13 protein-coding genes and 1 tRNA gene are annotated in these 12,440 nt (G+C 69.2%); 2 read left to right on the forward strand and 12 right to left on the reverse strand.

The genetic code is table 11. From position 1 onward, the window contains the following. Nucleotides 1-54 precede the first annotated feature (54 nt). Nucleotides 55-1,407 carry an ABC transporter substrate-binding protein gene (locus tag HUJ41_RS11035; protein ID WP_179872597.1) on the reverse strand — a complete coding sequence of 451 codons (1,353 nt, stop codon included), beginning with the start codon at nt 1,405-1,407 and terminating at the stop codon, nt 55-57. Between the two features lie 383 nt (nt 1,408-1,790). Between HUJ41_RS11035 and HUJ41_RS11040 the strand changes: the two genes are divergently transcribed. After that, complete coding sequence (locus tag HUJ41_RS11040) at nt 1,791-2,807, forward strand: LacI family DNA-binding transcriptional regulator (protein WP_179872598.1); 1,017 nt, start codon at nt 1,791-1,793, stop codon at nt 2,805-2,807. A gap of 108 nt (nt 2,808-2,915) precedes the next feature. Here HUJ41_RS11040 and rplL read toward each other — a convergent pair whose 3' ends face one another. The 5 genes from rplL to HUJ41_RS11065 form a co-directional block, all read right to left on the reverse strand. Beyond that, nucleotides 2,916-3,305: a 50S ribosomal protein L7/L12 gene (gene rplL / locus HUJ41_RS11045; RefSeq protein ID WP_179872599.1), complete on the reverse strand. Its 390-nt coding sequence runs from the start codon at nt 3,303-3,305 to the stop codon at nt 2,916-2,918. 52 nt (nt 3,306-3,357) lie between these two features. Further along, a complete protein-coding gene (gene rplJ, locus HUJ41_RS11050; RefSeq protein ID WP_179872600.1) occupies nt 3,358-3,873 on the reverse strand; it encodes a 50S ribosomal protein L10 in 516 nt (171 codons plus the stop codon). A 300-nt stretch (nt 3,874-4,173) separates the two neighbouring features. After that, complete coding sequence (locus tag HUJ41_RS11055; protein ID WP_179873999.1) at nt 4,174-5,019, reverse strand: NAD-dependent epimerase/dehydratase family protein; 846 nt, start codon at nt 5,017-5,019, stop codon at nt 4,174-4,176. Nucleotides 5,020-5,063: 44 nt separating this feature from the next. Next, complete coding sequence (locus tag HUJ41_RS11060) at nt 5,064-6,491, reverse strand: sensor histidine kinase (RefSeq protein ID WP_179872601.1); 1,428 nt, start codon at nt 6,489-6,491, stop codon at nt 5,064-5,066. 31 nt (nt 6,492-6,522) lie between these two features. Continuing rightward, entirely contained in the window at nt 6,523-7,263 is a 741-nt protein-coding gene (locus HUJ41_RS11065; protein ID WP_179872602.1) for a response regulator transcription factor, read from the reverse strand. Nucleotides 7,264-7,881: 618 nt separating this feature from the next. Between HUJ41_RS11065 and HUJ41_RS11070 the strand changes: the two genes are divergently transcribed. Beyond that, nucleotides 7,882-8,850: an NADP-dependent oxidoreductase gene (locus HUJ41_RS11070; protein ID WP_431356467.1), complete on the forward strand. Its 969-nt coding sequence runs from the start codon at nt 7,882-7,884 to the stop codon at nt 8,848-8,850. A 50-nt stretch (nt 8,851-8,900) separates the two neighbouring features. Here the strand turns inward: HUJ41_RS11070 and HUJ41_RS11075 are convergent, their stop codons facing one another. The 6 genes from HUJ41_RS11075 to HUJ41_RS11100 form a co-directional block, all read right to left on the reverse strand. Continuing rightward, nucleotides 8,901-9,431, reverse strand: coding sequence for a GNAT family N-acetyltransferase (locus tag HUJ41_RS11075; RefSeq protein WP_179872603.1), 531 nt, complete (start codon nt 9,429-9,431; stop codon nt 8,901-8,903). Between the two features lie 123 nt (nt 9,432-9,554). Beyond that, entirely contained in the window at nt 9,555-10,244 is a 690-nt protein-coding gene (rplA, locus tag HUJ41_RS11080; protein ID WP_179872604.1) for a 50S ribosomal protein L1, read from the reverse strand. A gap of 78 nt (nt 10,245-10,322) precedes the next feature. After that, nucleotides 10,323-10,754 carry a 50S ribosomal protein L11 gene (gene rplK, locus HUJ41_RS11085; protein ID WP_152583609.1) on the reverse strand — a complete coding sequence of 144 codons (432 nt, stop codon included), beginning with the start codon at nt 10,752-10,754 and terminating at the stop codon, nt 10,323-10,325. 120 nt (nt 10,755-10,874) lie between these two features. After that, nucleotides 10,875-11,852, reverse strand: a complete 978-nt coding sequence (gene nusG / locus HUJ41_RS11090) for a transcription termination/antitermination protein NusG (RefSeq protein WP_179872605.1) — start codon at nt 11,850-11,852, stop codon at nt 10,875-10,877. Nucleotides 11,853-11,932: 80 nt separating this feature from the next. Next, a complete protein-coding gene (secE, locus tag HUJ41_RS11095; RefSeq protein WP_179872606.1) occupies nt 11,933-12,220 on the reverse strand; it encodes a preprotein translocase subunit SecE in 288 nt (95 codons plus the stop codon). A 111-nt stretch (nt 12,221-12,331) separates the two neighbouring features. Then, nucleotides 12,332-12,404 (reverse strand) — tRNA-Trp (locus HUJ41_RS11100). Nucleotides 12,405-12,440 lie beyond the last annotated feature (36 nt).

Here is a 12,440-nt window from a genome sequence, read left to right on the forward strand (position 1 = left end):
GTGCTCGGCGGGCCCGCTGTCATTCAGTGCAGTTCAGTCATGAGAGAGAACTACTCAGGGGAAGGTGCTGTCGATAAACGACGTCAGCTCGTCGGTCGAGACCGTGCCGCTCACCCAGTCCACCATGCCGGTCCAGAAGGAGCTGGTACCGACTTCGGCGGGCATGAGGTCAGAGGCGTCGAAGCGGAACACCGTGTCCGGGTTCTGCAGGATCTCGATCGACTGGACGCCGAGCTGCGAGCCGGCGAGGCTCGCGTCGAGGCCCTGGTTGGCCGAGATGACACCGCCGAGCGCGACGCGGTTGTTCGCCCACGTGTCGCTCGCGAGGTAGGTCTGCACAGCACCCGTCGCCTCGCGGTCGTTGAACGCGGCGACGAACTCGCCACCACCGGTGACGGCGGGGCCGTCATCGGCGCTCATCGGCGGGGTGATGAAGGCCCAGATGTCGCCATCCGGAGCCACCGTCACGCCGTCGCCCCACTGCGCCTCGTAGAACGAAGCCTGGTGGTGCATCGAGCAGTTGCCATCGAGGATGGGCAGGCCGCCGTCGTTGAAGGTCGTCGAGACGATCGACTCGACGCCGCCGAAGCCGCCGTTGACGTACTCCGGGTTGAGGAGGATGTCGCCGACCATCTCGATGGCCTCGGTGATCTCGGGCGAGCTGAACTCGAGCTCTCCCGCGACCCAGGCGTCGTACGCCTCGGGGCCAGCCGAGCGCAGCACGGCGTCCTCGACCCAGTCGGTGCCGGGCCAGCCGGTCGCGTCACCGGAGCCGAAGCCGACGCACCAGGGGCGGTAGGCGCCCTCGTTGCGCTCGGTCATCTGGTCGGTGAGCGCCATCATCTCGTCCCACGTGGTGGGAATCTCGTAGCCGTTCTCCTCGAAGTCGGCCGGCGAGTACCAGATGTAGCCCTTGACGCTCGCCATGAGCGGCGCGGCGTAGAAGGTGCCGTCGATCGTGCCGTAGCCCTTCCAGGACTCGCTCCAGAACTCGTCGACGTTGTCCTCGACGCTCGAGGGAGCGGCGACGACGTAGCCGTCGGCGATGAGGCGCTGGAGAAGACCGGGCTGCGGGATGATCATGAGGTCGGGAGCGTCACCAGCGGCGGCGCGCACGTTGATCTGCGTCTCCGCCTCCTGCGTGCCCACGTAGTCGATCGTGATGCCCGTGCAGTCCTCGAAGTCGGACCAGCTGGTCACCAGGTCATCGGCTTCGACCTCGACGATCGTCGCGTAGACCTCGACGCTCTCGCCGTCGAAGGTGCCGTACTGCTCGTACGCGGAGCAGTCGACGTCGCCGCCCGCTCCGGGCTCGTCGGTGTCGGCGGCGCAGCCTGCGAGAACGAGGCTGAGGGCGCCGACTGCTGCGGCTGGCGCAAGAACCCTGCGCCGGAGAGTGGAACTCATGTGTTTCCTCCTCATTGAGGTCGGTCGGCGCATCGAGACCCGAGGCGCCGGGTGTGGTGTTGGTGGTGCAAGAGCGAAACTCGATACCCGCCATCGGGGCGCGGAAGGCACTCCGTCGGGAACCGGTTCCAGACGCTACGGTACGTCACGTTCGCGCGCACTGCAAGCGCGAGATTCCGGCTCGTTACCGATCCGTTGCGCGACTGTAGGCCCGCTCCCAGGTGCGAGATCCGGCCGTGAGCGAGCAAACATGCGGTGGATTCCTGGCACCGGTTCCATAGAGTCCGGGAATCGGGCTACACTGGCCCCTCAGCGGGCTACCCCAGCAGGCCGCCCCTTCTTCGCGGTCACCACCGCACCGGTCCAACGGAGGACGACGAGGCATGAGCATCCTGGCTGATGTTGCCCGCATCGCGGGCGTCTCCAAGTCCACCGCGTCGCGCGCTCTGAGCGGTCGCGGATACGTCTCGATCGACACGCGCCGGAAGGTCGAGGCAGCGGCCTCCGAGCTCGGCTACGTCGTCTCGAGCACGGCGGCGAGCCTCGTGACCGGCCGCACGCGCAACGTCGGGGTCGTCATCCCGTACATCAACCGCTGGTATTTCGCGGAGGTGCTCGAGGGCATCGAGTCCGCGCTCATCCGTGCCGGGTACGACCTCACTCTCTATCGTCTGAGCACCGACCGCGATCTGCGGCGCCGCGTGTTCGACTACTTCCTCGTGCGCAAGCGCGTCGACGCCGTGATCGCCGTCACGATCGCCCTGAGCCCGCACGAGGTCGAGATGCTGCAGGCGCTCGGCAAGCCGCTCGTCGCCATCGGAGGGCGCGTGGCGGGCATCCCGTCGCTGTCGATCGACGACGTGGAGACCTCGCGCCTCGCGACGGAGCACCTCATCAGCCTGGGCCACGAGCGCATCATCCACGTCGGCGGCGACCAGGACGAGCAGATGGACTTCCGCGTGCACAGTCAGCGCTACTCGGGCTTCCGACGCGCGATGGAGGAGGCCGGGCTGGGCGACGGGGACGACTTCCGCGAAGCGGAGTTCTCCATCTCCGGCGGCTACGCCGCGGGGCTCGCGGTGCTCGGCGATCCGCGCACGCGACCCACCGCCATCTTCGCCGGGTGCGACGAGATCGCGGTCGGCATCATGATGGCCGCCCGCCAGCTCGGCATCGGCGTGCCGCACGACCTCTCGATCATCGGCATCGACGACCACCCCCTCGCCGAGACTCTCGGCATCACGACGCTCGCCCAGCGCCCCGGCGCGCAGGGCGGCCGCGCGGTCGAGCTTCTGCTCGAGCAGATCGACCACCACGACGCCCACGCGCCCGATGAGCACCTGCTGCTGCCCACTGGCCTCACGGTGCGGTCGAGCACGGGCCCCGCGCGCCCGGCGTAGCGCACGAGTACCGCAGCGCGCGACGGTCTCTCCCCACGCACGAAGGCCCCGCGCCGTCGACGGACGGGCGGGGCCTTCGCGAGCAGCACGAGGCTGCGGGTAGTGCGACTACTTGAGGGTGACGGTGGCGCCGGCCTCTTCGAGCTGGGCCTTGGCCTTCTCGGCGGCCTCCTTGTTCGCGCCCTCGAGCACGACACCGGGAGCACCGTCGACGAGCGCCTTCGCCTCGCCGAGACCGAGGCTCGTGAGGGCGCGCACCTCCTTGATGACCTGGATCTTCTTGTCACCGGCGGCCTCGAGAACGACGTCGAACGAGTCCTTCTCCTCGACCTCCTCGGCAGCGGCTCCGCCACCGGCGTGGCCGGCCGCGGCCACGGCGACGGGCGCCGCGGCGGTCACCTCGAAGACCTCTTCGAACTTCTTCACGAACTCGCTGAGCTCGATGAGCGACAGCTCCTTGAACGCCTCGATGAGGTCGTCAGTCGACATCTTTGCCATGATTTCTCCTTCTTACGTGCTGCTACTGGTCTGATCTAACGCGAAGCTGGATTCAGCTCGCGGACTCCTGCTTCTGCCGCAGCGCGTCCACTGCCCGCGCGGCCTGGGCCAGCGGAGCGTTGAACATGTACGCGGCACCGAACAGCGAGGCCTTGACGGCACCGGCCAGCTTGGCCAGCACCACCTCACGGCTCTCGAGATCGGCGAGCTTGGTCACCTCGGCGGCGCTGAGCGGGTTACCGTCGAAGTACCCGCCCTTCACCACGAGGAGGGGGTTCGCCTTGGCGAAGTCGCGCATGGCCTTCGCCACGTTCACGGTGTCACCGTGGACGAAGGCGATGGCAGAAGGACCCTCGAGCAGGTCATCGAACGAGTCGATGCCGGCGTTGTTGGCCGCAATCTTGGTCAGCGTGTTCTTCACCACGGCATAGGTCGCGTCCTCACGGAGTGCGGCACGCAGCTGCTTGAGCTGGGCCACCGTGAGACCGCGGTACTCGGTCAGCAGGACGGCGTTCGAGCTGCGGAACAGTTCCGTCAGCTCGGCGACCGTTGCTTCCTTGTTCGCCATGGTGCTCCTCTAGTCATTGACGTTCGGACTCCAGAGAACACCCGGCACACATGACGAAAGCCCCGTAGCGCGGGCGCTCGGGGCTTCTTCGTGATCCCGGTACGGGATGCACGGCAAGAGTTTCCTCACACCTGCGCGGGCCCCCGCCGCTCTTCACGAGGAAGAACTGCGAGCCTTCGGCCGACTCGCCCGCGAACGGGCCCGTCGACAACCGGCGGTCTCTGGCAAGGGCTCAGACTACGGCACGGAACGGCCCGCGCGCAAAACGGCGCAGACGGGGCCCTCGCACGAACGGGGCGCCTAGGCCCCGTCGAGCCAGCTGTGCTGCGGCGCGTAGCCGAGGTCGCGCCGGGCGGCGTCGATCGACAGGAGCGTCTGGCGCCCGCTCACGGCGGAGTGCACCGGTACGTCGGGGAACTCGGCCGCCATGAGCTCTGCGCTGTCCCGCCGCATGACGGTGTCTGCCGCGGCGATGATGTAGGCGCTGTAGCCGGGCTGCTGCGCGAGGAGTGCGCGCTCGACCGCGTGACCGCCGTCGCGACGGTCGATGTAGCCCCACAGGTTCCAGCGCCGCACGGCCGGGTCGTCCTGCCAGGTCTCGAACTCGGCGTAGTCCTCGGGCGCCATGACGTTGCTGAAGCGCAGGCCGGTCATGGCGAGCTCCGGCTCCAGCCGGCAGATCGCCCGCCCGAACTCCTCCTCGAGGTGCTTGCCGACCGCGTACATGTAGTTCGGCCGCACCGTCTGGGTCTCGTCGATGGGGGCGGCGGGCGGCGGTTCCTCGAGCGGCAGGCCGAGCAGGGTCTCGCTCGAGGCGTGCACGATGTGCCGGATCCCGACGCGTCGCGCCGCCTGCACGACGCCGATCGTCATCGTGATGTTCTGCTGCAGAAGTGCCGTATCGGGCCGGATGCCCGGCGCGGGTGTCGCCGCGAGGTGCACGAGCGCGTCCACGCCGTCGTGGCGCCCCTCGACCCCGGCGAGAGCATCCGCCACCTGGCCGTAGTCGGCGAGGTCGACCTGCACGAAGTCCGCGCCGCGGGCGCCCACGGCATCCATGCCGATGACGGTGTGCCCGCGCTCGCGCAGGTGCTCGACGACCCCGACGCCGAGCTTGCCACTGGATCCTGTCACGGCGATGATCACGGTCGACCTCCTCTGCGGGCCGACGGTCACGACCCTCCTCGAGGCTACTCGTCGCGCGCGAGCGGCAGCCGCACGGTGAAGACCGTGCGGCCTGGGCGCGACTCGACCGACACGCTGCCCCCGTGCGCGCCCACGACAGCCGCGACGATCGCGAGCCCGAGCCCCGTGCTGCCGGTCGCCCGCGAGCGCGAGGTGTCGGCGCGTGCGAAGCGCTCGAAGAGGACCGGCTGCACCTCCTCCGGTATCCCCGGCCCGTCGTCGGCCACGCGCACGATCGCCTCGCCCTCGACGGCGGCGACCGACGCCGCGACCGACGTGCCCTCGGGCGTGTGCACGCGGGCGTTGGCGAGGAGGTTCGCGACGACCTGGTGCAGCCGCCCCTGGTCACCAGAGACGATGACGGGCTCGTCGGGCACCTCCACGCTCCAGCGGTGGTCGTCGCTCGTCGCACGGGCATCGGCGAGAGCATCCGCGATCACGCGACCGAGGTCGACGAGGTCGGTTCGCAACGCGCGGCCCTCGTCCAGTCGCGCGAGCAGCAGGAGGTCGTCGACGAGCTCGGTCATGCGCACCGACTCCGACTCGATGCGGTCGAGCGCGTGGCGAACGTCGGGCGGAACCTCGTGCCCGCCCCGCCGCGTGAGCTCGCTGTACCCGCGGATGGCGGCGAGCGGGGTGCGCAGCTCGTGGCTCGCATCGGCCACGAACTGCCGCACCTTGCCCTCGCTCGCCTCCCGGGCGAGCAGCGCCGACTGCACGTGGTCGATCATGCGCGTGAAGGCGGCGCCCAGCTGCCCGACCTCGGTGCGCGTATCGGTGTCGATCGTCTCGAGCCGGTCAGAGAGGGCGACGGCGCCGCGGTCGAGCGGCAGCGCGGTCACGCGCGTCGCCGTCTCGCGAATGCGGGTGAGGGGACGCAGCGCGACGCGGGCGACGCTGCGCCCGAGCGCCGCCGCGATGATGAGGGTGCCGATGAGGATGGCCGTGATCGTCGCGCCGAGGCGCGCGGTCGTCACGGTCGCCTCACGAGTGGACAGCCCGACCACGACGGCCGAGCCCTGACCGACGGGAGCACCGAGCACGCGGTACTCGCCGAGCCCGCCGGGGAACCGGATCGTGCGCGGCTGCTCGATCGAGGCCCCCACGAGGACGCGCTGCTGGAGGGCAGAGAGCTCGCGCACCTCGGCGTCGAGATCGAGGTAGGCGGCCGTCACACGGCCCTGCGGCGACACGACGGCGATGAGCGAGCCGAGCGGAAGCCCGGGGCCGAGCAGGCTGCGACTCGGATCCCCCGGCCCCGCGTCGAGGGTGACGGCGACGCGCTGCGTCGTCGTGCGCAGCTCGTCGTCGAGCTGGCCGATGAGGGAGGTGCGCAGAGCGAAGGTGCTCACGACGCCGATGCCGAGGGTGGCGACCGCGAGCAGAGCCAGGATGCCCGCGACGAGCCGCTGCTGCAGGGACCAGCCGCGCATCCTCAGAGCCCCGCCCTCACACGACCGGCCCTCACGCGACCGGCTTGATGAGGTAGCCCACGCCGCGCACGGTGTGGATCATCGCCGGGCCGAGGGTGTCGATCTTCTTGCGCAGGTAGGAGATGTAGATCTCGACGATGCTCGAGCGACCGCCGAAGTCGTAGCTCCAGACCCGGTCGAGGATCTGCGCCTTGCTGAGCACGCGGCGGGGATTGCGCATGAGGTAGCGCAGCAGCTCGAACTCTGTGGCGGTGAGCTCGATCTCGGTATCGCCGCGGCGCACCTCGTAGCTCTCCTCGTTGAGCACGAGGTCGCCGACGCGAATCTCGGGGTCCGCCCGCTCGCTCACCACGAGCGCGCTTCGGCGGATGAGCCCGCGCAGTCGCGCGACGAGCTCCTCGAGGCTGAACGGCTTCGTGACGTAGTCGTCGCCACCCGCGGTGAGGCCGACGACGCGGTCATCCACGGCGTCCTTCGCTGTGAGGAAGAGCACCGGAACGTTGTTGCCGTCCGCCCGCAGCCGGCGCAGCACTTCGAGGCCGTCGAGGTCGGGCAGCATGATGTCGAGCACGACGATGTCGGGGCGGAACTCGCGGCCGTGCGCGAGCGCCTCCTGCCCGGTGAGGGCGGTGCGCACCTCCCACCCTTCGTACCGCAGCGCCATCGAGACGAGGTCGGCGAGGGAGGGCTCGTCGTCGACGACGAGCGCCCGGACGGGTGAGCCGTCGGGACGCGTGAGACGAGGCGACTCGGTCTGATCGTCGTAGGACATGCTCCCAGTACTGCCCATGAACCTATGAGCCTCCTCGGAGCCAGCCCTGAAGCGTGCGCGGCGCGGTGCCACTCCGCTCCTCCCGCAGTGCTGCTCGCGGGCTGTCGCCGACAACGACGAGAACCCCGGCCGTCCTTGGGGGAAGGGACTGCCGGGGCTCGTCGTACTGCGCGGAGACGCGGAGCTCTCGGGGAGCCGGTGCGTCAGGCGCGGTGCGCGCCACGGGACTTGCGGCCCGTACCGGCGACGCCGGCCATGAGGGCGAAGAAGCCCACGAGTGCGGAGATCATGAGGAGGGGGAGGGTGATCATGATGTTCCTCTCGGGTCGAGTCGGGTGGGTGTCGCAGGGAGGTGAGCTCCGGGTGCTCGTGTCCTCCCTGTGGGGGACCGGGGGTGTCCCCCTTCTCTACGAGTGTGCGCTAAACGAACATCGAGCACAGTCCCCCCTCCGGGGGTGATTCGGTCCCCAGAAAGGGGGACTCCGGTGCTCACTTTCTGTACCCCGGTCGCCCTCCTGGCCCGCAATTCCGGGAGAGTTTGCCCTCGCGTGACACTCTGGAAACATCCGCGACCCGAAAGCGCGGTTGACTGATGCTCGTTGCGGGAGGGGACCGACGATGACGACGATGACGGCCATGGTGGCCACGGAATGGGGCGGCCCCGAGGTGCTCTCCCCCGCCGAGGTGGCGACGCCCGTGCGGGCGAACGCCGAAGTGCTCGTGAAGGTCATGGCGGCGGGCGTGAACCCGATCGACGCGAAGACCCGCGCAGGCCTCGGGGTCGCGGGCGCCGTGCGATCCTTCCCCGTGATCCTTGGCTACGACGTCGCAGGCGTCGTCGTCGAGTCGCCGTACGAGGCGCACCCGCTCGCCGTGGGCCGCGAGGTCTACGGCATGTCGATGGTGCCGCGCTTCGACGGCACCTACGCCGAGTACGCGGTACTGCCGGAGGCCTCCGTGTGCCCCAAGCCCGCCTCGCTGAGCTTCACCGAGGCGGCCGGCGTGCCGCTCGCAGCGCTCACCGCATGGGGCATGGTCGTCGATGTGGCGCGCGCTCACGAGGGGCAGCGGATGCTCATTCACGCCGGCGCCGGAGGCGTCGGGCACTTCGCCGTGCAGCTCGCCGCGTACTTCGGGGCCCATGTCACCACCACGGGCTCTGCCCGCAACCAGGGCTGGCTGCGCGAGCTCGGCGCCTCGCAAGTGATCGACTACACCTCGGCGCGCTTCGAGGACCATGTCCACGACGCGGACGTCGTCATCGACCTCATCGGCAATGTGCACGACGACACGGGCACGCGCTCGCTCAGCGTCCTGCGACCAGGCGGGCTCCTCGTCAACGCGCCCAGCGGCAGCTGGCCGACCATGCGCGAGGACGCGCTCGGGGCTGGCGTGCGGGCGACCGGCTACAAGGTCTCGCCGAGCGGGGCGACCCTCGCGGTGCTCTCACGGCTGTTCGAGTCGGGCGACCTTCGGGTGCACCTCGACCACGTGCTGCCGCTGAGCGAGGCCGCGGAGGCCCACCGGCTGCTGGAGGAGGGTCACACTCGCGGCAAGATCGTGCTCGAGGTCTCGCCAGATCAGTGAGCGCTGCGCGGTAGGCGACTGCGCAGTGAGCGCTGCGCAGGAGGCGCCGGTCAGAGCGCCCGCTCGCGCACCCAGTCGTCCTCATAGGTGTCGCCGACGAGGAACCTCTTGCTGCCCACCGTCTCGAACCCGCTCTTGGCGTAGAAGCGGTTCGCGCGGGCGTTGTGCTGGTTGACCCCGAGCCACACGCTCGCGGCATGGTGCCGCGACGCGGCGTCGACGACCGCTGCGACGAGCGCCGACGCGACCCCGCCCCCGTGGTGCAGGGGGTGCACGTAGAGCTTGCTGAGCTCGGCCGTCGGCCGCGAGCGCACCGCCTGCGCGACATCAGGGTCGGCCGGTTCGCCGTGCACGAGCATCGCATAGCCGACAAGCTGCCCGGCATCGTCGGCGACGACCACCTCGCGTGCGGGATCGGCCAGGTAGCGGTCGAACGCCGCCGCGCTCAAGTGCTCGGCGATGAACGCCGCCTTCGAGGCCTCGGTCGTCGAGGGCGGGCAGGCGAGCGGGAACGTGAGGGCGGCGAGCTCGTGCAGAGCCGAGGCCTCCGTCGCGCTCGCGGGCCGGATGCGCGCAGTCATGCCCCTATTCTGCCGCCCGGCCACGAGCATCCCGTGCTGGCCCCGTGCGCAGACGACGATGGCCCCGCCGAAGCGGGGCCATCGTGGTGATGCGGTGCGCGGTGCGCCGAGAAGACGACGCGCCTAGAAGACGTTGACGTCGAGCGGGATGCCCGGGCCGAAGGTCGTCGAGACGGTGGCCTTCTGCACGTAGCGGCCCTTCGAGCTCGACGGCTTGAGCCGCACGACCTCGTCGAGCGCCGCGTGGATGTTCTCCGAGAGCTGCTCCTGCGTGAAGCCGGTCTTGCCGACGATGAAGTGCACGTTCGCGTGCTTGTCGACGCGGAACTCGATCTTGCCACCCTTGATGTCGGTCACGGCCTTCGCGGGGTCGGGCGTCACGGTGCCGGTCTTCGGGTTGGGCATGAGGCCGCGCGGGCCCAGCACCTTGCCGAGTCGACCGACCTGGCCCATGAGCTCCGGGGTCGAGACCGCGGAGTCGAACGAGGTGTAGCCGCCGGCGACCTTCTCGATGAGCTCGGCGCCGCCGACCTCGTCGGCTCCCGCCGCGATCGCGGCCTCGGCCGCGGGGCCGGTCGCGAACACGATGACGCGGGCGGTCTTGCCCGTGCCGTGCGGCAGGTTGACGGTGCCGCGCACCATCTGGTCGGCCTTGCGCGGATCGACGCCGAGCTTGAGCGCGACCTCGACGGTCGAGTCCATCTTCTTGGAGCCCGTCTCGCGGGCGACCGCGACGGCCTCGTCAGGGGTGTAGAACTTGCCCGGCTCGATCTTCTCGGCCGCGGCCCGGTAGGCCTTGGACTTCTGTGCCATGTTGTGTCTCCTAGTGGGGAAGAACGCGGTTGACGAGCCTGGCAGGCTCTCCCGCTGAATGAAGGTGTGTGAGGTCGCTTACTTGTCGACCGTGATGCCCATGGACCGCGCCGTGCCGGCAATGATCTTCTCCGCGGCGTCGAGGTCGTTGGCGTTGAGGTCGGACTGCTTCTGCTCGGCGATCGCGCGAACCTGCTCGCGCGTGATCGAGGCGACCTTGACGGTGTGCGGGGTTCCCGAACCCTTCTGCACGCCGGCGGCCTTCTTGATGAGCTCTGCGGCCGGCGGGGTCTTGAGGATGAACGTGAACGAGCGGTCCTCGTACACGGTGATCTCGACCGGGATGACGTTGCCGCGCTGCGACTCGGTGGCCGCGTTGTAGGCCTTGCAGAACTCCATGATGTTGACGCCGTGCTGACCCAGCGCGGGCCCGATGGGCGGGGCGGGGTTGGCGGCGCCGGCCTGGATCTGCAGCTTGATCAGACCCGAGACCTTCTTCTTCGGTGCCATATTTTCTTCCTTCGTGTCGTGCGGCACCCGGTGAGAGTGCCGCGCTCCCGCCTGCGCGCCCTGTGCGCGCCGCGGTCAACTGATGAGTCTAGAGCGTGCCGCTCGACTCGGGGTACAGGGTCAGAGCTTGGTGACCTGGTCGAACGACAGCTCGACCGGGGTCTCGCGCTCGAAGAGCGAGACGAGCACCGTGAGCTTGCCGCTCTCGGGCTTGATCTCGTTGATCGTGCCGGGAAGGCCCGCGAACGAGCCCTCCTTGATCGTGATGGTCTCGCCGACCTCGAAGTCGATCTCGGCGGGGATGACGCGTGCCGCGACGCCGCCGCCCTTCGCGCCGCCGGTCTTGGCGGGCGCCTCGACGACCTGCACGGTCGACTTGAGCATCTGGAACGCCTCGTCGAAGCGCAACGGCGTGGGGTTGTGGGCGTTGCCGACGAACCCGGTCACGCCGGGCGTGTGACGCACGACCGACCAGCTGTCCTCGTTGAGGTCCATGCGCACGAGCACGTAGCTGGGGATGCGCACGCGGTTGACGAGCTTGCGCTGCCCGTTCTTGATCTCGACGACGTCCTCCATGGGGACCTGCACCTCGTAGATGCTCTCCTCCATGTTCATCGAGATCTTGCGGTTCTCGATGTTCTGCTTGACGCGCTTCTCGAAGCCCGCGTAGGAGTGCACGACGTACCACTTGCCCGGCTTCATGCGCAGCTCGAGCTTGAACTCCTCGTAGGGGTCGACCTCTGCCTCCTCAGCCTCGGCATCGGCCTCAGCGTCGGCGTCGGCGGCAGCGGCGTCCTCGTCGGACTCGTCGTGGGTCGCCTCGGCCGCGGCGTCCGCCTCCTGAGCGGAGTCGATGTCGAGGGCGTCCTCGACGACCGCGTCCGCCTCCGGGTCGGCCGCCATGTCGAGGGCGTCGAGAAGACCGTCGAGGTCGGGCTCGCGGTTCTCATCGTCGACGACGTGCATCGCGTTGTGCTCAGCCGGGTCGGAGGCGTGCTGCTGAGAGTCGAGCACGTTGCCCTCCTGCGCCTCGTCCTCCTCGGAGGACTGCTCGGCGGCGGTCGCGAGATCGATGTCGCGCGGCAATTTCTCAGACACTGCTTCTTCTTTCCTTGTGCTGTCGAACGGGCACTGCTGTCGAACGTGCACGGTTGTCGAACATGCTCGGTGAGGCGGACTCAGCCGCCGGCGCCCAGGTTTCCCGTACCGAACAGGAAGTTCACGAGAGACCCGAACACGATGTCGAGGCCCGACACGATCGCCATCATGATGATCACGAAGACGAGCACGACGAGCGTGTAGGTGATGAGCTCGCGGCGCGTCGGCGTGACGACCTTGCTGAGCTCGTTGAGCACCTGGCGGATGAACAGCGCGAAACGACTGAACGGTCCGCGCTTCTCGGCGCGTTCCCGCTTCGCCTTGGCGACGACATCCTCGCCGCCGGGCTCGTCGATCACATTGCTCACGTGATGCTCTACCTTCGTCGCTCGGGTACTGAACTGGGGGTGGTGCTCACCGCCGCACCCGGCACATCTCGTCCCGCGTCGCGAACGGATGCGCCGAGCTCGGCGACTGTGCAGGGCGGACAGGACTCGAACCTGCAACCTGCGGTTTTGGAGACCGCTGCTCTACCAATTGAGCCACCGCCCTCTGCGGTGCGGCGCTGACCCGCGGGCATGCCAAAGC

The sequence above is a fragment of the Microcella indica genome (assembly GCF_013414345.1).
GTDB classification, from domain to species: domain Bacteria; phylum Actinomycetota; class Actinomycetes; order Actinomycetales; family Microbacteriaceae; genus Microcella; species Microcella indica.